Source organism: Pseudomonas sp. BN411 (assembly GCF_029871235.1).
GTDB lineage: Bacteria > Pseudomonadota > Gammaproteobacteria > Pseudomonadales > Pseudomonadaceae > Metapseudomonas.
In genome coordinates, this window is the sequence record NZ_SSOM01000069.1 from 87,645 (window position 1) to 105,630 (window position 17,986).

A 17,986-nucleotide genomic window follows, 5' to 3' on the forward strand; every position below is an offset into this window, starting at 1 on the left:
CTGGGCACGACACGTTCAGCATGAGCCATTCCCGTGAAGGAGCGCCCATGGACTGTGTGTTCTGTGCCATCGCCGCTGGCAGGCTGCCGGCCCATCTGCTGCATGAAGACGAGCATTTCCTGGTGCTGCTGGACATCTACCCGCTACGGCCGGCTCATGTGCTGGTCGTCAGCCGCGAACACGCTCCCTTGCTCACTGATCTCTCCGCCGACGCCCGCGACCGCCTGCTCGCGCTGACTGCGCGCTTGAGCCAGGCCCTGCGCTGGGCCGGCTACGGACGCGAGGGCATCAACCTGCTGGTCAACGACGGCCCGGCCTCCAACCAGCACGTGCCGCACCTGCATCTGCACCTGATACCCCGTCGCCGTGGCGACCTTGCCGGCCTGCTCTGGCGAGCCCTGACCCGCTTCCTGCCCCTTGGCCGCTCTGCTGTGCAGGCGCGACTGGTACGCGAAGCCGAACAATTGAAAAACGCCCTGAAGCTGGAATTCTGAACCATGTGCGAATTGCTTGGCATGAGCGCCAACGTCCCCACCGATATCGTTTTCAGCTTCACCGGCCTGATGCAGCGCGGCGGCGGCACCGGTCCGCACCGCGATGGCTGGGGTATCGGCTTCTATGAAGGGCGCGGCCTGCGTCTGTTCCAGGACCCGTCGGCCAGCGTCGAATCCGAAGTGGCGCGCCTGGTGCAGCGCTATCCGATCAAGAGCGAGACGGTGATCGGGCATATCCGCCAGGCCAACGTCGGCAAGGTCTGCCTGTCCAACACCCATCCCTTCGTGCGCGAACTCTGGGGCCGCAACTGGTGCTTCGCGCACAACGGTCAACTGGCCGGTTTCGAGCCGCCGAAAGGCTTCTACAGCCCCGTAGGCGACACCGACAGCGAAGCCGCCTTTTGCGACCTGCTGAATCGGGTGCGCGGTGCCTTCCCTGAACCGGTGATGGCGGAAATCCTCCTGCCGGTGCTGATCCAGGCCTGCTTCGAGTTCCGCCAGAAGGGGGTGTTCAACTGCCTGCTGAGCGACGGCGACTGGCTGTTCAGCTTCTGCTCCACCAAGCTCGCCCACATTACCCGTCGCGCGCCGTTCGGCCCCGCACGCCTGAAGGACGCCGACCTCACCGTGGACTTCCAGGCCGAAACCACGCCCAACGATGTGGTCACGGTGATCGCCACCGAGCCTCTGACCGACAACGAAACCTGGAACATCTACCAGCCGGGCGAGTGGATCCTCTGGCGCCGTGGCGAGATCGTCACGCAGGGCCGGACCTGACCCGTAGAGCAGGCCAACCAAAGTCACCTTTCCCTGGACGGCCGTGGTCATGCGGCTCACGGGGAATGGATTCTACGATTGGGCGTGGCTCGTCGAACCGAAATGTTTCACAGTGCGCAACCAGGCACTTGACTCTGTCCCTAGGGGCAGACCCTAGGCTGACGCTACCTTTTATGCAGGGAGCGCTTCAGATGAATGGGTTGTGTCTGGTCACAGGGGCCAATGGCCATCTCGGCAATACACTCGTGCGCACGCTGGTAGCGCGTGGGGAAAGGGTGCGGGCGGGGGTACGCGATCTGAGCGACCGCTCGGCCTTTGCCGGGCTCGATTGCGAGCTGGTGTATACCGAGTTGCAGGATAAACAGGCGCTTCTGCAAGCGTTGCACGGGGTGGAGGTGCTGTATCAGGTCGCCGCGGTGTTCCGCCATTGGGCGCGCGATCCGCAGGCGGAAATCGTGGTGCCCAACGTCGAAGGCACCCGGAATGTCCTGGAGGCAGCCGCCGAGGCGGGTGTGAAGCGAGTGGTCTATGTCAGTTCGGTCGCCGCAGTAGGGCACAACGGTCAGCCACTGAGCGAGGAGCACTGGAACGATGAGCCGGACAATGCCTACTACCGCTCCAAGATACTCGCCGAGCAATTGGCCTGGGAGGTTGCGCGGCGCCTGGGGCTCGATCTGGTGGTAGTGCTGCCGTCGGCCATGGTTGGTCCGAATGCACAACGGCTGACCGATACGATGAATTTTCTTGAGGCAGTGGCGGATCGACAAGTACCGCTCGATCCTGGCTTCCACTTCAACTTTGTCGACGTGCGCGACGTGGCCGAAGGGTTGATTCAGGCCGCCGAACGAGGGCGTGCAGGTGAGCGATATATCCTCGCCAACGAACATTCGTCTCCGCTGCAGGCACTGGTCGAGGCCGCCAACGCGATGAGCCCGGGCCATCGCCTTCCGCCGCCCGCGCCGCGCTGGCTTCTGTTGTCCCTGGCCTGGTTGCAGGAACGCTGGGCGCAGTTGACCGGCCGCCCGGCCAGACTACTGGTCAGCCAGGTGCGGCTGTTTCATGGGGTACGTCAGGAGTACAACATCGCCAAGGCACGGGCCGAACTGGGTTATCGGCCGCGACCGCCCGCCCAGGCGTTGCGCGAGGCCTTCGACTTCCTGCGGGAGCGCCCGAGCTAACTGCGGCACTGTTGCTGCGGCTGCTCGGAGAACAGCCGGGAGACTTCCTGCTTGAGCTCCACCAGGCGAGCGTCAAGGGCGTGCAGTTCTGCGATCTGCGCCTGTACTTGCAGGCGCTTCAGCTCGATACCCGCGCTCGCCAACTCCAGTGGGAAGCGCCGTTGACGCTGTTTCTCCGCAAGTAGTTCGCCCATTTCTGCCAGCTTGAAGCCTGCCGATTGGGCTACCCGAATCAGCCGCACTATATCCACATGATGCGGCGTATAGACGCGATAGCGGCCCTGGCGTGGCGGCGCCTCAAACAGCCCCAGTTCCTCGTACAGGCGGATCGCCTTGGGTGTGCAGCCGGTCAACTTGGCGAGCTTTCCGATATACATGGCAGGTTTCTCATCCGTGAGGGGCTCGATTGCAAGCGCGGCATCTCGCTGGAGGTTGGTCGGGTTCCTGCCGCACTCAGGACTCGCGGCCGTGAGCCGCCGCGGCCAACTGCCCGGTGTCTACCCGGACGAAGACGGAATCGCCAACGGCGGTCAGCAGCTCTCCCGCATAGACCTCGCAGATCACCCGGGTCTTGCGGCCCGCTTCACCCTCAAGCCGGGCACGCAGCAGCAGCGGCACGCCCATGGGCGTCGGCTTGATGAACTTGATGCCGAGATTGCCGGTGACGCACTCGATGCGTGGCAGGCTGCCGGGTTCGCGGCCCTCGTCACGGTAGTGGTAGGCCATGGCGGTCCAGTTGGAGTGGCAGTCCACCAGCATGGCGATCAGCCCGCCATACACCAGGTCCGGCCAGCCGCAGTACTTGGCATCCGGCACGTGTTCGGCCACGACGTGTACGCCGTCCTCGTGCCAGCGGCTCTTGATTTGCAGGCCGTGATGGTTGCGGCCGCCACAGCCGTAGCAGACGCCGTCTGGCGCGGCGATGTCCTGCAGGGAGATGTCTTGCATGATCGGCTCGTTTCCAGGAAATAAGCGCCAAGCCTAGCGGCTTTGGCAACAAAGCAGAACGGGCCCCGCAGGGCCCGTTCTCATTTCGACAGAAACTTCATTCCATCCTCCAATCCCTGCAGAGTCAGCGGGAACATCTGCTCGTTGATCAGCTCGCGGACGATGTTGGTGGAGGCGGTGTAGTTCCAGGTGTCCTTGGGGTAGGGGTTGATCCAGATGAGTTTCTTGTACTTCTCCATGAAGCGCTTCATCCAGACGTAGCCCGGCTCTTCGTTCCAGTGTTCGACGCTGCCGCCGGCCTGGGTGATCTCGTAGGGCGCCATGGCGGCGTCGCCGACGAAGACCACTTTGTAGTCCGGGCCGTACTTGTGCAGCAGGTCGAGGGTGGAGGTGCGCTCGGAGGTGCGGCGCAGGTTGTTCTTCCACACGGACTCATAGACGAAGTTGTGGAAGTAGAAGTACTCCAGGTGCTTGAACTCGGTCTTGCACGCCGAGAAGAGCTCTTCGCAGACCTTCACGTGGGCGTCCATGGAGCCGCCGATATCCAGCAGCAGGAGCAGCTTCACGGTGTTGCGGCGTTCCGGGCGCATCTGGATGTTGAGCAGGCCGGCGTCGCGGGCGGTGTGGTCGATGGTGCCGTCCAGGTCCAGCTCTTCCGCAGCACCCTCGCGGGCGAACTTGCGCAGGCGACGCAGGGCGACCTTGATGTTGCGGGTCCCCAGTTCCACCTGATCGTCGAGGTTCTTGTACTCACGCTGGTCCCAGACCTTCACGGCCCGGCCCTGACGCTTGCCGGCATCGCCCACGCGGATGCCTTCGGGGTTGAAGCCGCCGGAGCCGAAGGGGCTGGTGCCGCCGGTGCCGATCCACTTGTTGCCGCCGGCGTGGCGTTCCTTCTGCTCTTCGAGGCGCTTCTTGAACTCCTCTATCAGCTTGTCCAGGCCGCCGAGGGACTGGATCTGCGCACGCTCCTCGTCGGTGAGCATGCGTTCGAACTCCTTGCGCAGCCATTCCTCGGGAATCAGCGCCTGGAGGTAGTCGTCGAGCTTCTCCAGGCCCTTGAAGTAGGCGGAGAAGGCGCGGTCGAACTTGTCGAAATGGCGCTCGTCCTTGACCAGCACCGTGCGGGCGAGGAAGTAGAACTCGTCCATGTCGGCGAACACCACGTTGTGCTTCAACGCGTTGATCAGGTCCAGCAGCTCGCGTACCGACACCGGCACCTTGGCTGCGCGCATTTCGTTGAACAGGTTGAGCAGCATGGCTGCACCCTCATCTATCTGTTGGTTCTCAGGAGCGGGGCTCCTGGGGCAGGCCGTCGGCGATGGCGTACCAGTCGGCCTTGGATTCCGGGTAGATGTGCTTCTGCGGGATCGGGCCCAGCGGTGAGTCCAGCGTGCCCAGGGCGACCGAAACCCAGTCGGGATGGGCGTTTTCGCTGTACCACTGCAAGGTGGAACCGCACTGCCGGCAGAAGGTCCGGGTCACGCCGGGGGAGGAGTGGAACCGGGCCAACGCGTCCTCACCCTGCACCAGGCGGAAGGCGCTCCAGCGCACGTTGCCATAGGTGCCGAACGCCGCCCCGTGGCCCTTGCGGCACTGGCTGCAATGGCAATGGGTGGCGGAGTTGATGGGCGCGTCGATCTCGTACTTCACCGCACCGCACAGGCAACTGCCGTGGTGCATGGCTGGTCTCCTAAGTGGGCGGGATTACCCTCACCCCCGGCCCCTCTCCCGCAAGCGGGAGAGGGGAGGTTTGTCAGCGGCTAGCGCGGCGGCTCATGAAGGCCAGGCGCTCCAGCAGCTGCACATCCTGCTCGTTTTTCACCAGGGCGCCGGCCAGAGGCGGGATGGCCTTGGTGGGATCGCGCTCGCGCAGTACGGCTTCGCCGATGTTGTCGGCCATCAGCAGCTTCAGCCAGTCCACCAGCTCGGAGGTGGAGGGCTTCTTCTTCAGGCCCGGTACCTTGCGCACGTCGAAGAACACGTCCAGCGCCTCGGATACCAGCGAGTTGCTGATGTTCGGGTAGTGCACGTCGACGATCTTCTGCAGGGTGTCGCGATCCGGGAAGGCGATGTAGTGGAAGAAGCAGCGGCGCAGGAAGGCGTCCGGCAGCTCTTTCTCGTTGTTGGAGGTGATGATGATGATCGGGCGCTGCTTGGCCTTGATGGTCTCGTTGGTCTCGTAAACGTAGAACTCCATCTTGTCGAGTTCCTGCAGCAGGTCGTTCGGGAACTCGATGTCGGCCTTGTCGATCTCGTCGATCAGCAGGATCACGCGCTCTTCGGACTCGAACGCCTCCCACAGCTTGCCTTTCTTGATGTAGTTGCGAACGTCGTGGACCTTGTCGGAATTCAGCTGGGAATCCCGCAGGCGGCTCACCGCGTCGTACTCGTACAGGCCCTGGTGTGCCTTGGTGGTGGACTTGATGTGCCAGGTGATCAGCCTGGCGCCGAAGGACTCGGCCAGTTGCTCAGCCAGCATGGTCTTGCCGGTACCTGGCTCGCCCTTGACCAGCAGCGGGCGCTGCAGGGTGATGGCGGCGTTCACCGCGAGCTTGAGGTCGTCGGTGGCGACGTAGGACTGGGTGCCTTCGAACTTCATCAGGGAATCCTCGGACGTATCACTCCGGTTGGAAAACCGGACGGTTCAGTATTTGGGAAAGGGCTGACTATAACGCGGGCACAAGTCGACTGTGAACGCAGAACCTTCATTCAGTCACTGAATGGCAGGAATGCCCTCTGTCCGACCCGGGGAGCGCTGGACGCTGCCCTGGCACCGCCTTAGGCTTGCGGCTCCTTTTTCCCGCCATGACAAGGATTCCGCCATGAGCCGCATCTTCGCAGACAACTCGCAAGCCATCGGCAACACGCCCCTGGTGCGCATCAACCACCTGGGGCCGCGCGGTGTGACCATCCTCGCCAAGATCGAGGGTCGCAACCCGGCCTATTCGGTGAAGTGCCGCATCGGCGCCAGCATGAGCTGGGATGCGGAAGCCTCCGGCCGCCTCAAGCCGGGCATGACCCTGGTGGAGCCCACCTCCGGCAACACTGGCATCGGCCTGGCCTTCGTTGCCGCGGCCCGTGGCTACAAGCTGATCCTCACCATGCCCGCTTCCATGAGCCTGGAGCGTCGCAAGGTGCTGAAGGCCCTGGGCGCCGAACTGGTGCTGACCGAGCCGGCCAAGGGAATGAAGGGCGCCATCGAGAAAGCCAACGAACTGGCGGCCGCCAACCCCGAGCAATACCTGCTGCTGCAACAGTTCGAGAACCCGGCCAACCCGGCGATCCACGAGAAGACCACCGGCCCGGAAATCTGGAACGACACCGACGGAGCCGTGGATGTGCTGGTGGCCGGCGTGGGCACCGGCGGCACCATCACCGGCGTGTCCCGCTACATCAAGCAGACCTGCGGCAAGCCGATCCTCTCGGTGGCGGTGGAGCCGGTTTCGTCCCCGGTCATCACCCAGACCCTGGCCGGCGAAGAAGTGAAGCCCAGCCCGCATAAGATCCAGGGCATCGGCGCCGGTTTCGTGCCGAAGAACCTCGACCTGACCCTGGTCGACCGCGTCGAGCAGAGCACCGACGACGAGGCCAAGGCCCTGGCCCTGCGCCTGATGCGTGAGGAAGGCATCCTCTGCGGAATTTCCTCCGGCGCCGCCATGGCGGTGGCTGTGCGCCTGGCCGAGCGCCCGGAAATGCAGGGCAAGACCATCGTGGTGATCCTGCCGGACTCGGGTGAGCGCTATCTCTCCAGCATGCTGTTCGACGGCCTGTTCACCGAGCAGGAACTGCAACAGTAGGTTGGTCCGAGCCCCGCGAGGCCCAACGTTCAGTCCGTGGGGCTGGCACTGTTGGGCTTCGCTGCGCTCTGCCACAACCTACGTGAGCTCCTGAGCAGGAACTCCAACAGTAGGTTGGTCCGAGCTCCGCGAGGCCCAACGTTCAGAGGGTGGGCCTCGCACTGTTGGGCTTCGCTACGCTCTGCCACAACCTACGACTGAATGGGTTCATAGCTCCCCGACTCATAGCTCACCCCGTGGCGCACGCGGGGTGGGCCGTCGCCTTCGTGCAGCATGGTCAGGTTGTCGATGATCGCCTTGTCGGCGATGGTCAGGCGATCGAGCATCCGCAAGTGCTGCAGCCAGTTCTCCACCACCATGGTTTCCTGCCACAGCTCCGGATCGCCGGCATCGCGATAAAGCGCCCAGCGGTCGGCGCCGTTGCGCAGCCGCAGGCGGCGTAACGGGCGGCTGGCGCGGACGAAATCGCGGGTGCGCTCCTGGGGGATGCGGTATTCGATCGTCACCAGCACTGAGCCCCGGTCCGGGTTGAAGGCGAAGCCCGGCTGGCCCGGTTGCGGGCTGTCGGCGTGGGCGATGCTGGAAGCGTCCAGCTCAGGCAGGCGGCGCGGGTAGAGCAGGAAGGCGCAAGCGATCATCAGTACGCCCGCACTGAACAGCGCGCCCTTCACGCCCATGCTTTCCGCCAGGTGCCCCCAGAGATAGGAACCCAGTGCCAGGCCGCCGTAGATCGCCGTTTGGTACAGCGCCAGGGCGCGCGCCTTGACCCAGTCCGGCACCAGGATCTGCACCGCCGAGTTGTAGCTGGCCACCGCCGCGATCCAGCAGATGCCGCCCGTCAGCAGGGCAGGGAAGATCGCCCAGAGGCTGTCCAGCGTGCCCAGCACCAGCATCACCAGGCCGAACACCAGGCCCGCCAGGCTGATCAGCCGGCTGGTGCCGATCAGCAGCCGTCCCCGGTTCACCAGCAGGCTGCCGCCAATGGCACCGGCACCCAGGGCGCCGAGCATGTAGCCGTACACCGCAGCGTCGCCCTCCGGATTGCGGTGCGCCAGCAGCGGCAGCAAGGCCCACACGGCGCTGGCGGAAATGCCGAAAGAGAACGAGCGCAGCATCACCAGGCGGGTGACGCTGGAGTACTGGGTGAAGCGCAGCGCTGCTACCACGCCCTGGAGCAGCCCCTCCGGCGGCAAGGTGCGCACCGGCAATTCGCGGCGCCAGCGCCAGATCGCCCAGATCAGCGCCAGGTAGCACAGGCAGTTGAACAGGAACACCCAGGCCGGGCCCACGGCGCTGAGCATCAGCCCGCCGAGTGCGGGGCCGGCGGCGCGGGCGACGTTGTAGTTGACGCTGTTGAGCAGCACCGCATTGCCCAGCATTTCGCCGGGCACTTGTTCGCTCACCGCCGCTTGCCAGGCGGGGATGGTGACGGCGCCGCCGATGCTGATCCAGAGAATGGAAATGATCAGCAGGATGGGATCGAGAATGCCGAGGAAGGCGATGGTGCTGAGGAAGATGGCGCCGCTCATCTCGAAGCAGAGCCCGGCGAGCATGATCTTGCGCCGGTCGTGGTTGTCTGCCAGCACCCCGGAGAGGATCGACAGCAGTACCAGGGGCAGGGCGGAAGCCACCTGGATCATCGCCACCAGCAGCGGGCTGGCGTGGGCCTCGGTGACCACCCAGGCAGCGGCCACCGATTGCGCCCAGGTGCCGAGGTTGGCGAACAGGTTGGCGATCCAGATGATACGGAACGCGGTTACGGCGAAGGGACTGAACAGCCCCTGGCGTGGTTTGGCTTCGGGGTCGGCGTCGAGGGGCAGGTCGTTTTTCGGGGAGACGGACTGGAGCATCAGGGCCATCCTTGCAGTGCGCGGCCCCGGACAGGCGGGCCGGTCAAGGCTGAAGTGTAGACGGCGCCGATGGTCCGGTTTTGCCTCAGATCAGGCTTCCTCGCGGGCACGCTGGGACTTGCCCCGCATTGTCACTGGCGGCGGTGATGGAGAAGCTGAAGGCCCCGCACGACGGGGGTCTCGATTCACAAGCAGCCAGGACACAAAGACAATGACACGTTCCTTCGCGCCCCTCCTTCTGACGCTGGCCATGTCCGCCGCCGCCCAGGCAGCCGATACGGTGAAGATCTACAACTGGAGCGAATACATCGCCCCGGACACCGTCGCCAATTTCAGCAAGGAAACCGGCATCCCGGCCAGCTACGACGTCTACGACAGCAATGAGACCCTCGACGGCAAACTGATGACCGGCCAATCCGGTTACGACGTGGTGGTGCCTTCCAACCACTTCATGGCCAAGCAGATCCAGGCCGGCGCGCTGAAGAAGCTGGACAAGAGCCAGCTGCCCAACTGGAAGAACCTCAACCCGGTGCTGCTCAAGGCGCTGGAAGTGAACGATCTGGGCAACCAGTACGGCTTCCCCTACCTCTGGGGCAGCACCGGCATCGGCTACAACGTCGACAAGGTGAAAGCCGTGCTGGGCGACAACGCCCCGGTGGATTCCTGGGACCTGTTCTTCAAGCCGGAGAACATGGAAAAGCTCGCCAAGTGCGGCGTCGCCGTGCTCGACAACGGCCCGGAACTCCTGCCCATCACCCTCAACTACCTGGGCCTGCCGCACCACAGCCAGAAGCCGGAGGACTACAAGACCGCCCAGGCCGAGCTGATGAAGGTGCGCCCCTACATCACCTACTTCCATTCCTCGAAGTACGTCAGCGACCTGGCCAATGGCGACATCTGCGTGGCCGTCGGCTTCTCCGGCGACATCCTCCAGGCCGCCACCCGTGCCAAGGAAGCCAACAACGGCGTGAATATCCAGTACTCCACGCCCAAGGAAGGCTCGCCCATGTGGTTCGACATGGTCGCTATGCCCGCCGACGCGCCCGACGAGGCAGCCGGCTACGCCTTCCTCAACTACCTGCTGCGTCCTGAGGTGATGGCCGGTATCAGCAACTCGGTGCGCTACGCCAACGGCAACTCCGCCGCCGATTCGCTGGTGGAAGCCGGCATCAAGGCCGACCCGGCGATCTACCCGCCGGCCGATGTGATGAAGAACCTCTTCGCCCTGGAGTCCATGCCGCCGAAGATCGACCGCGTGCGCACCCGCGTGTGGAGTGCGATCAAGACGGGGCGTTGATCACGTGCGCGCCTGAAAGCGCCTTGTGGGGGCGAATTCATTCGCAAAGCAGGCCGTAGGCCGGCCAAGGGGGCTGCTGCGCAGCCCATAGAGAATGAATTCGCCCGCCCAGGTTCATGGAAGATTTTTGTCGGACCTTACCCCGCCGATTTCGCCGCAGCCGGCACCGCCGCCGGCTTGAGCACCAGCCACAGCGCCAGGGCGATCAGCACGCCGCCTTGCAGGTGCGCCATCGATACCGACTCCCCGAGCAGCAGCACACCCCAGAACACGCCGAAGGGCGGGATCAGGAAGGTCACGGTCATGGTCTTCACCGGGCCGACATTGGCGATCAGGCGGAAGTAGAGAATGTAGGCGAACGAGGTGCAGACGAACCCCAGCGCCGCGAGGGCCAGCCAGGTACCGGGTTGCAGCAGGGGTTCCAGCGGCATGCTCGGGGCATCCCAGGCGAACACCGGCACCAGGCACAGGGTGGCGCCGATCTGGCAACCCAGCGCCACCATGCCGCTGTCCATGCCACCGGCCTCGGTGATCCAGCGCTTGGTCATGAAGCCGGCGAAGCCGTAGCAGGTGGTCGCCACCAGGCAGGCCGCCGCGCCCCAGAGCAACTGCGCGTCGAAGGCTACCGGCCCGGTGCGGGTCAGTACTGCAACACCCGCCAGCCCCAGCAACACGCCACCCGCCTTGGTGCCGGTGAGTTTCTCGCTGAAGAACAGCGCGCCGATCAAAACCCCCATCAGCGGTGTGGTGGCGTTGAAGATGGCCGAGTAGCCGGCCGGCAGCACCTTGGCCGCCAGGGCGTACATCGCTGCCGGAACGCCCGAGCTGACGATGCCGATCACCAATGTCTTGCCCAGCTTGCCGCGAAAGTCCCAGTTGCTGCGCAGCACAGCCAGGATCACCGCCAGGCCGATGGCCGACAGAAGCACCCGCAGGAAGGCCGTGGGCAGCGCGCCGATTTCCGGCACCAGCATGCGGATGAACAGGAAGCTGGCACCCCAGATGGCGGCGAGGCTCAGCAGGCGGACGAGGTCGGCGGGTTTCATGGCAGGCTCCGGGCGGTGGAGCCGGCAAGATGCGCCGCCCGGGAAGGCGGCGCAATCCACAACTTGCTTTCAAATTGGCGGAACAGTTTTTCGGGGCAGGGCGGGGGATCGCCCCCACAACAGCAACAGCTATCAGAAGCTCTTGCTCACGCTCGCCACCCAGGTCGCCGTGCAGACATCGGTGAAGCCGTAGTTGCTGGCGCATTCGGCCTCGGAGAGGTCGGTGTCGATGTAGGAGAGGCCCCAGGTGACGCCGACGAAGTCCCGGGTCAGCTTCGCCTCCCACTCGTGGTAGCTGTCGGTGCTGTCGCCATTGGTGGACCAGAACATCGGGTCCTTGAAGTCCATCCGTCCGTAGCGCAGTTCCAGGCCGACTTCCAGGGGCAGGCTGGTCTGATAGCCGACGTAGGTGTAGAGCGCGTCCTGGTCTTCGCCGAACACCGTGGAGGCGTCATTGGAGTAGTAGGCCGCCAGTTGGAATCCATAGGCACCGAGGATGGCGTAGACCTCGCTCTGGTTGAACTGGCTTTCCTTCGGATAGCTGTACTTGATGTAGCCGAGGTCCAGGTTCACCTCGTCGGTGGCCTGCCAGTACCAGCCGGCGTAGTAGTCCACTTCCTGGCGGGTTTTCAGGCCAAAGCCGAAATCCACGTTCGAGGTCCAGGCCCCGGCGTAGAGACCGCTGCTGTGCAGCAGTGTGGCTCCGGCCTGGGCAGCGGGATCGTTCTGGGTCTGGGAAATGCCTCGGGTGCGGTAGTCGCTGGCGAGGTTCAGGTCGATCTGCAGGGCGAAGTCGTCATTCAGTTGCACGGCCTGACAGGCGAGCGGGGCCAGGGTGAGGGCGAGGAGCGTGATGCGGCGCATGGTGTTTCCCGTTGTTGTGATTGTTATGGCAGATGCGGGCAAGGCTCCGCCCGGCCCCCGGCATTGCGCCGGGAGCAGGGCGTGGAGCGGGAGGAGCTGGGTGCTTAGAGCGGGGCGCTGAAGACCTCGCGGCCAGCGAAGTAGGTCTTGAGGACGCGGGTTTCGGCCAGGTCCTTGTCATCGACGCTGAGCACGTCGCGGTCGAGGATGATGAAGTCGGCTTGCTTGCCGGCGCTGAGCGAGCCGATCCGCTGTTCCAGGCCGATGGTGCGGGCGGCGTTCAGGGTGTAGGCCTGGAGCATGGTTTCCCGGTCGATGCGCTCGTCGGCATTGAGCACGCCTTTCGGACCTTCGCGGCTGATGGCCTGGTGGATCGCCTGCCAGGGGTTGGGCGAGGACACAGGCCAGTCGCTGGCGCCAGCGATGGTCGCGCCCTGTTGCAGCAGAGAGTGGGCCGGGTACTGGTAGCGGAAGGCGAAGGCGCTGACGTAGGGCTTGACCATGTCCAGGGTGTACTCGTCGCCCGAGGCCCAGAGCAACTGCATGGAGGCGATCACATCCAGCGGCTTGAAGCGGGCGAACTCCTTCGGATTCACCAGTTGCAGGTGGGTGATCGAGTGGGTGATGCCGCTCTGGCGATCCTTGCGCGCCTGCTCGATGCCGTTGAGGGATTCACGCACCGCGCGGTCACCGATGGCGTGGATGTGCACCAGCCAGCCACGGGCATCCGCCGCGCTCACCAGCTCGCCGAAATGCGCCGGGTCGATCAGCAGCTCACCTTTCTTCTGCGAGTTGTTGTACGGGTCGATCAGCGCCGCGCTCTGCGCCGGGTATTCCAGTACGCCGTCAGCGAACACCTTGATGCCGGGCAGGGTCAGGTTGGGGATGCCCTGGAAGCGCTGGCGCACCTTGTCGAGGGTGTCGAGGTCAGCGGGTCGACTCTTCGGGTTGGCCACCAGCAGGGCGGCGATGTGGGCGCTCAGCTCGCCCTTGTCGGCCAGCGCCTTGTAGGCTGGCAGCACGCCGACGGACTTCTCGGTGGGCTTGAGCGCGAAGATCGCTTCGCCCGGCGCGGCGTTGGCGGCCGGGTCCATCCAGGCGGTGATGCCCTGGCTGTTGTTGTACTTCACCGCGGCCTCGCCGGCGCGCAGCAGCTCATCGGCGCTGGCTGGCGGCATGGCGGCGGCGATGCGGTCCCAGCCGGCATCCACCACGAAACCGTTGGGCTTGCCGTCCTTGCTGGTGCCCACGGTGCCCCGTTCGGCTTCCGGCAGGGAAGCGACCAGCGCGGCGTTCACCCCGGCGCGGTCGAGCATGGCCTGGTTGGCCCAGCCGGTGTGGTGATCGCTGCCCATGAACACCACCGGCACCTTCGCCCACTCTCCGTTGTTGAAGATGCTCCCCAGTTCCTCGGCCTTGCTCCAGTAGGTGGAGCTCACGCCGGCCACGCTGAGCACGTCGCCATGGCGGGCGGTGCCGTCGTCGCGCCAACCGCGCAGGCGTTTTTCCAGATCCGCCAGGGCTACGTTCTCTTCGCTGTCGAGGTTGGCCGCGGTCATTTCCAGGCCGCCGAAGATGGCGTGGGAGTGGGTATCGATCAGCCCCGGCAGCAGGCGCTTGCCCGCCAGGTCGATGACCTGGGTGGACGCATCGGCCAGGGCCTTGATTTCGGCGTCGGTGCCCACCTTCAGCACCTTACCGTTTTCGACCGCCATGGCTTGTGCCGAGGGTTGGGAAGGGTCGGCGGTATACAGCTTGCCGTTGAGCAGCACCAGATCGGCGGCCGCCATGGAATCCATCGAGGAAAAAGCCAGCGACATGGCCAGCAGGGTGGGCGTGAAGCCTTTCATTGGGAATCCCCTTGTTTTTATTGATCTGGCAGCGAGACTAGCGGCTGGCCCGGGCTGGCAGAACGCCCGAAATGTGCAAAACCTTTTTTCCGGAATGGCAAAACCCATGGATAAGCTCGGCGCCATCAGCATGTTCGTCGCCACGGCGGATCACGGCAGTTTCAGCCGTGCCGCCGAGCATCTGGGCAAGACCCCTTCGGCCCTGACCAAGGCCGTCAGCCATCTGGAAGATGACCTCGGCGTGCTGCTGTTCGAGCGCAGTACCCGGCGCACGGTGCTGACCGAGGCCGGGCGGGTCTACCTGGAAACCGCCCGGCAGGTGCTGCAGCGTTTGCAGGACGTGGGGGAGGAGGTGGGCCAGTTGCAGCACGGCCTGCATGGCAGCCTGCGGCTAACGGCGCCGCTCGCTTTCGGGAGGGCCTTTCTCGATGACGTTTGCGTCGGTTTTCTCGCCGAGTACCCACAGATTCGCCTGCGGGTGGACCTGTCCGACGACTTCGTCGATCTGGTGGAGTCCGGCTACGACCTCGCATTGCGAGAGGGCCGCAGCGACCAGCCGGGGATGATCGCCAGGGCGGTCGGGAGCAATCGCCTGGCCCTGTGCGCCAGCCCGACCTACCTCGCCCGCAACCCGACGCCGGTGACGCCGGAAACCCTCGACCAGCACGACTGGCTGCTCTATTACCACGCCGCCCTGGATCGCACCTGGTGGTGGGTGGAACGTGACGGACAGCGCCTGAGCCTGCCCAGGCCGCCGACGCCGCGCATGGACAGCGACAACCACGACCTGTTGATGGCCAGCGCCCTGGCTGGTGTCGGCCTCTACCATGTGCCGCTGTGGAGTGCCGCCCCCTATCTCGCCGATGGTCGGCTGGTGCGCCTGATGGCCGACTATGAGATCGACCCCGACGTCTTCGGCGCGCAGATCCTCGCCGTCTACCCCAGCCACCGCCGCGCCACCGGCAAGGTGCTGGCGTTCATCGACTACCTGGCCGGTTTTCTTGCGGAGCGCGGGTTGGCGTGAAGGATTGGTGCTGATTGCCTGTGGGGGAGATTACCTGTGGGGGCGAATTCATTCGCTAAGCAGTCCGCAGGACTGCCCTTTGACGCCTGAGGGAGCACTGCGTGCTCCTTGGCGAATGAATTCGCCCCACACGGTCCACCGTCGGAGTCAGGTGCCACACCGATGGTGGAAATGAAGAGCGATTTCCACCCTACCAAGGCAGCCCTCTAGAAACGCTTGCTCACGCTCGCCACCCAGGTCGAACTGCACACATCGGTGAAGCCGTAGTAGCTCGCGCACTCCGACTCGGAGAGATCGGTGTCGATGTAGGCGAGGCCCCAGGTGACGCCGACGAAGTCGCGGGTCAGCTTGGCTTCCCACTCGTGATAGGCGTCGGAGCTTTCGCCCTGGGCGGACCAGAACAGCGGGTCCTTGAAGTCATTGCGCCCGTAACGCAGCTTCAGGCCCACATCCAGGGGCAGGGTGTTCTCGTAGCTGACGTAGCTGTAGAAGGTGTCCTGCTTCTCGCCGATCAGGTTCTTCGCGTCATTGGAGTATTGGGCGCCGAGCTTGAAGCCGTATGCACCGAGGATGGCGTAGGCCTCGCTCTGGTTGAACTGGCCTTCCTTCGGGTAGCTGTACTTGATGTAGCCGAGGTCCAGGTTCACCTCGTCGGTGGCCTGCCAGTACCAGCCGGCGTAGTAATCCACTTCCTGGCGGGTCTTGAGGCCAAAGCCGAAGTCCACGTTCGAGGTCCATACGCCGGCGTAGAGCCCGCTGCTGTGCAGCAGGGTGGCGCTGGCCTGGGCCGCTGGATCGTTCTGGGTCTGGGAGATGCCGCGGGTGCGGTAGTCGCTGAGCAGGGCGAGATCGACCTGCAGGGAGAATTCGTCGTTCAGTTCAATGGCCTGGCAGGCGAGCGGAGCCAGGGCGAGCGCTAGGAAGGTGAAGCGTTTCATCGAGGGTTTCCCGTTGTTGTGATTGTTCGGGCAGATGCAGGCAAGGCTCCGCCAACCCCCGCCAAGTGGCGGGGGATGAGTGCGGAGCAGGTGGTTACTGGTCGTTAGAGAGAGGCGTTGAAGACTTCACGGCCGGCGAACCAGGTTTTCAGTACCTGGGTGTCACGCAGGGCTTCGGGCTCGACCTGGAACACGTCGCGGTCCAGCAGGATCAGGTCCGCCTGCTTGCCGGGCGCGAGCGAACCGATCTGCTTGTCGAGACCAATGGTGCGGGCGGAGTTGAGGGTGTAGGCCTGGAACATCGTCTCGCGGTCGATCTCCTCGTCCGCATTCAGCACGCCCTTGGGCCCCTTGCGGCTGACCGCCTGGTAGATGGCTTTCCAGGGTTCGGGGGTGGTCACCGGCCAGTCGCTGGCGCCGGAAATGGTCGCTCCATTCTTCAGCAGCGAACGGGCCGGGTACTGGTACTGGAAGGCCATCGCGCTGATGTAGGGCTGCACCAGGTCGATGCTGACCTCATCGGCGCTAGCCCAGTAGAGCTGCATGGAAGCGATCACACCGAGCGGCTTGAAACGGGCGAATTCCTTCGGGTTGACCATCTGCAGGTGGGTGACCGAGTGGGCGATGCCGCTCTGACGGTCCTTGCGCGCCTGCTCGATGCCGTTCAGGGATTCGCGCACCGCGCGGTCGCCGATGGCATGGACATGCACCAGCCAGCCACGGGCGTCGGCCGCGCTGACCAATTCGCCGAAGTGCGCGGGGTCGATCAGCAGCTCGCCACGCTTGTTCGAATTCTTGTAGGGATCGAGCATCGCCGCAGTCTGTGCTGGAACTTCGGCTACCCCATCGGCGAAGACCTTGATGCCGGGCAGGGTGAGGTTGGGCACGCCCTGGAACTGCTGGCGCACCTTGTCCAGGGTGTCGAGGTCGGCGGGACGGCTCTTCGGGTTGGCCACCAGCAGGGCGGCGACGTGGGCGGTCAGCTCACCCTTCTCGGCCAGTGCCTTGTAGGCCGGCAACACACCCAAGGTCTGGGCGGTGGGTTTGAAGTCGAACAGAGGCTCGCCCGGCGCGGCGTTGGCCGCCGGGTCCATCCAGGCGGTGATGCCCAGGCTGAGGTTGTAGCGCAGTGCCGAGCGGGCGGCTTTCAGCAGTTGATCGGCGGTAGCCGGTGGCAGCTGCGCCATCACCGGGTCCAGGCCGGCGTCGGCGAGAAAACCATTGGGCTGGCCATCGTCGTGATGACCGATGGTGGCCTGCGCCTCGCCCTTCAAACTCTTCACCAGGGCGGCGTCGACGCCGGCGCGTTTCAGCATCGCCCGGTTGGCCCAACCGGTGTGGTGGTCCCAGCCCATGAAGAAGATCGGCACCTCGGCCCATTCGCCCTGGTTGAAGCGCTGTTCCAGCTCAGCCACCTCGCCCCAGGCGGCCGACGGCATGCCGCTGACGCTGAGCACATCGCCATGCCGCGCCTTGCCGTTGTCGCGCCACTGGCGCAGGCGCTGCTCCAGTTCCGCCGCAGGGATCAACTGCCCGCCGAGGCTGGCCGAATCCAGTTCCAGCCCGCCGAAGATGGCGTGGGAATGGGAGTCGATGAAGCCCGGCATCAGCACCTTGCCGCCGAGGTCGATCACCTGGGTACCGGATTCCTTGAGTTTCAGTACGTCATCGTTGCTGCCGACAGCGCGAACCTTGCCGTCTTCCACGGCCACGGCCTGTTGCAGGGCCTGGCCGGGTTCGGCGGTGTAGACCTTGGCGTTGTGCAGGATGAGATCGACCGCCGCGAAGCTTTCCATTGAGGAACAAGCCAGCGCGACGGCCAGTAGGGTAGGGGCGAAGGTTTTCATCGGGTGATTTCCGGTTCTTGTTGGTCTGGCGGTGAGCCTAACCAAGCCGGTGAAGCGGCAGAATGCTATGTTC

The 17,986-nt window shown here is 64.7% G+C and carries 17 protein-coding genes; 6 read left to right on the top strand and 11 right to left on the bottom strand.

Features of this window, described 5'->3' with window-relative positions:
* The first annotated feature begins 47 nt into the window (after positions 1 to 47).
* From E8F06_RS16125 to E8F06_RS16135, 3 genes are all read left to right on the top strand, one after another.
* Positions 48 to 494 carry an HIT family protein gene (locus E8F06_RS16125; RefSeq protein ID WP_280369025.1) on the top strand — a complete coding sequence of 149 codons (447 nt, stop codon included), beginning with the start codon at positions 48 to 50 and terminating at the stop codon, positions 492 to 494.
* A gap of 3 nt (positions 495 to 497) precedes the next feature.
* Positions 498 to 1,271 carry a class II glutamine amidotransferase gene (locus tag E8F06_RS16130; RefSeq protein ID WP_280369028.1) on the top strand — a complete coding sequence of 258 codons (774 nt, stop codon included), beginning with the start codon at positions 498 to 500 and terminating at the stop codon, positions 1,269 to 1,271.
* Between the two features lie 191 nt (positions 1,272 to 1,462).
* On the top strand, positions 1,463 to 2,449 hold the full coding sequence (locus E8F06_RS16135; RefSeq protein WP_280369030.1) for an NAD-dependent epimerase/dehydratase family protein: 987 nt from the start codon (positions 1,463 to 1,465) through the stop codon (positions 2,447 to 2,449).
* Here the strand turns inward: E8F06_RS16135 and E8F06_RS16140 are convergent.
* From E8F06_RS16140 to E8F06_RS16160, 5 genes are all read right to left on the bottom strand, one after another.
* Positions 2,446 to 2,826, bottom strand: coding sequence for a MerR family transcriptional regulator (locus E8F06_RS16140; RefSeq protein WP_280369033.1), 381 nt, complete (start codon positions 2,824 to 2,826; stop codon positions 2,446 to 2,448). The genes E8F06_RS16135 and E8F06_RS16140 overlap by 4 nt on opposite strands.
* Positions 2,827 to 2,902: 76 nt before the next feature.
* Positions 2,903 to 3,397, bottom strand: a complete 495-nt coding sequence (locus E8F06_RS16145; RefSeq protein ID WP_280369035.1) for a PaaI family thioesterase — start codon at positions 3,395 to 3,397, stop codon at positions 2,903 to 2,905.
* Positions 3,398 to 3,477: 80 nt separating this feature from the next.
* On the bottom strand, positions 3,478 to 4,656 hold the full coding sequence (locus E8F06_RS16150; RefSeq protein ID WP_280369037.1) for a VWA domain-containing protein: 1,179 nt from the start codon (positions 4,654 to 4,656) through the stop codon (positions 3,478 to 3,480).
* A gap of 28 nt (positions 4,657 to 4,684) precedes the next feature.
* On the bottom strand, positions 4,685 to 5,080 hold the full coding sequence (locus tag E8F06_RS16155) for a GFA family protein (RefSeq protein WP_280369039.1): 396 nt from the start codon (positions 5,078 to 5,080) through the stop codon (positions 4,685 to 4,687).
* A gap of 73 nt (positions 5,081 to 5,153) precedes the next feature.
* Positions 5,154 to 5,999 carry a MoxR family ATPase gene (locus E8F06_RS16160; protein WP_151135431.1) on the bottom strand — a complete coding sequence of 282 codons (846 nt, stop codon included), beginning with the start codon at positions 5,997 to 5,999 and terminating at the stop codon, positions 5,154 to 5,156.
* Positions 6,000 to 6,222: 223 nt separating this feature from the next.
* Between E8F06_RS16160 and cysK the strand changes: the two genes are divergently transcribed.
* A complete protein-coding gene (gene cysK, locus E8F06_RS16165) occupies positions 6,223 to 7,197 on the top strand; it encodes a cysteine synthase A (protein ID WP_280369042.1) in 975 nt (324 codons plus the stop codon).
* A 191-nt stretch (positions 7,198 to 7,388) separates the two neighbouring features.
* Here the strand turns inward: cysK and E8F06_RS16170 are convergent, their stop codons facing one another.
* A complete protein-coding gene (locus E8F06_RS16170; RefSeq protein WP_280369044.1) occupies positions 7,389 to 9,047 on the bottom strand; it encodes an MFS transporter in 1,659 nt (552 codons plus the stop codon).
* 211 nt (positions 9,048 to 9,258) lie between these two features.
* Between E8F06_RS16170 and E8F06_RS16175 the strand changes: the two genes are divergently transcribed.
* Positions 9,259 to 10,344 (top strand): polyamine ABC transporter substrate-binding protein, encoded by a 1,086-nt coding sequence (locus E8F06_RS16175; protein ID WP_280369045.1) that lies wholly within the window; start codon positions 9,259 to 9,261, stop codon positions 10,342 to 10,344.
* A gap of 137 nt (positions 10,345 to 10,481) precedes the next feature.
* Here E8F06_RS16175 and E8F06_RS16180 read toward each other — a convergent pair whose 3' ends face one another.
* The 3 genes from E8F06_RS16180 to E8F06_RS16190 all read right to left on the bottom strand — a co-directional run bounded on the left by E8F06_RS16180 (position 10,482) and on the right by E8F06_RS16190 (position 14,104).
* A complete protein-coding gene (locus E8F06_RS16180) occupies positions 10,482 to 11,390 on the bottom strand; it encodes a DMT family transporter (protein ID WP_280369047.1) in 909 nt (302 codons plus the stop codon).
* Between the two features lie 132 nt (positions 11,391 to 11,522).
* Positions 11,523 to 12,254, bottom strand: coding sequence for a TorF family putative porin (locus tag E8F06_RS16185; protein WP_280369050.1), 732 nt, complete (start codon positions 12,252 to 12,254; stop codon positions 11,523 to 11,525).
* Between the two features lie 104 nt (positions 12,255 to 12,358).
* Complete coding sequence (locus tag E8F06_RS16190; RefSeq protein WP_280369052.1) at positions 12,359 to 14,104, bottom strand: amidohydrolase; 1,746 nt, start codon at positions 14,102 to 14,104, stop codon at positions 12,359 to 12,361.
* Positions 14,105 to 14,210: 106 nt separating this feature from the next.
* Between E8F06_RS16190 and E8F06_RS16195 the strand changes: the two genes are divergently transcribed.
* A complete protein-coding gene (locus E8F06_RS16195; protein WP_280369054.1) occupies positions 14,211 to 15,128 on the top strand; it encodes a LysR family transcriptional regulator in 918 nt (305 codons plus the stop codon).
* A gap of 206 nt (positions 15,129 to 15,334) precedes the next feature.
* Here the strand turns inward: E8F06_RS16195 and E8F06_RS16200 are convergent, their stop codons facing one another.
* Both E8F06_RS16200 and E8F06_RS16205 read right to left on the bottom strand, forming a co-directional pair.
* A complete protein-coding gene (locus E8F06_RS16200) occupies positions 15,335 to 16,066 on the bottom strand; it encodes a TorF family putative porin (RefSeq protein ID WP_280369056.1) in 732 nt (243 codons plus the stop codon).
* Positions 16,067 to 16,170: 104 nt separating this feature from the next.
* The gene (locus tag E8F06_RS16205; RefSeq protein ID WP_280369058.1) at positions 16,171 to 17,913 is read right to left on the bottom strand and encodes an amidohydrolase; all 1,743 of its coding nucleotides are present in this window, start codon (positions 17,911 to 17,913) and stop codon (positions 16,171 to 16,173) included.
* Between the last annotated feature and the right edge of the window lie 73 nt (positions 17,914 to 17,986).

Coding starts and splice junctions, on each gene's coding strand:
- E8F06_RS16125 (WP_280369025.1), top strand. CDS start 48: ATGGACTGTGTGTTCTGTGCCATCGCCGCTGGCAGGCTGCCGGCCCAT.
- E8F06_RS16130 (WP_280369028.1), top strand. CDS start 498: ATGTGCGAATTGCTTGGCATGAGCGCCAACGTCCCCACCGATATCGTT.
- E8F06_RS16135 (WP_280369030.1), top strand. CDS start 1,463: ATGAATGGGTTGTGTCTGGTCACAGGGGCCAATGGCCATCTCGGCAAT.
- E8F06_RS16140 (WP_280369033.1), bottom strand. CDS start 2,826: ATGTATATCGGAAAGCTCGCCAAGTTGACCGGCTGCACACCCAAGGCG.
- E8F06_RS16145 (WP_280369035.1), bottom strand. CDS start 3,397: ATGCAAGACATCTCCCTGCAGGACATCGCCGCGCCAGACGGCGTCTGC.
- E8F06_RS16150 (WP_280369037.1), bottom strand. CDS start 4,656: ATGCTGCTCAACCTGTTCAACGAAATGCGCGCAGCCAAGGTGCCGGTG.
- E8F06_RS16155 (WP_280369039.1), bottom strand. CDS start 5,080: ATGCACCACGGCAGTTGCCTGTGCGGTGCGGTGAAGTACGAGATCGAC.
- E8F06_RS16160 (WP_151135431.1), bottom strand. CDS start 5,999: ATGAAGTTCGAAGGCACCCAGTCCTACGTCGCCACCGACGACCTCAAG.
- cysK (WP_280369042.1), top strand. CDS start 6,223: ATGAGCCGCATCTTCGCAGACAACTCGCAAGCCATCGGCAACACGCCC.
- E8F06_RS16170 (WP_280369044.1), bottom strand. CDS start 9,047: ATGCTCCAGTCCGTCTCCCCGAAAAACGACCTGCCCCTCGACGCCGAC.
- E8F06_RS16175 (WP_280369045.1), top strand. CDS start 9,259: ATGACACGTTCCTTCGCGCCCCTCCTTCTGACGCTGGCCATGTCCGCC.
- E8F06_RS16180 (WP_280369047.1), bottom strand. CDS start 11,390: ATGAAACCCGCCGACCTCGTCCGCCTGCTGAGCCTCGCCGCCATCTGG.
- E8F06_RS16185 (WP_280369050.1), bottom strand. CDS start 12,254: ATGCGCCGCATCACGCTCCTCGCCCTCACCCTGGCCCCGCTCGCCTGT.
- E8F06_RS16190 (WP_280369052.1), bottom strand. CDS start 14,104: ATGAAAGGCTTCACGCCCACCCTGCTGGCCATGTCGCTGGCTTTTTCC.
- E8F06_RS16195 (WP_280369054.1), top strand. CDS start 14,211: ATGGATAAGCTCGGCGCCATCAGCATGTTCGTCGCCACGGCGGATCAC.
- E8F06_RS16200 (WP_280369056.1), bottom strand. CDS start 16,066: ATGAAACGCTTCACCTTCCTAGCGCTCGCCCTGGCTCCGCTCGCCTGC.
- E8F06_RS16205 (WP_280369058.1), bottom strand. CDS start 17,913: ATGAAAACCTTCGCCCCTACCCTACTGGCCGTCGCGCTGGCTTGTTCC.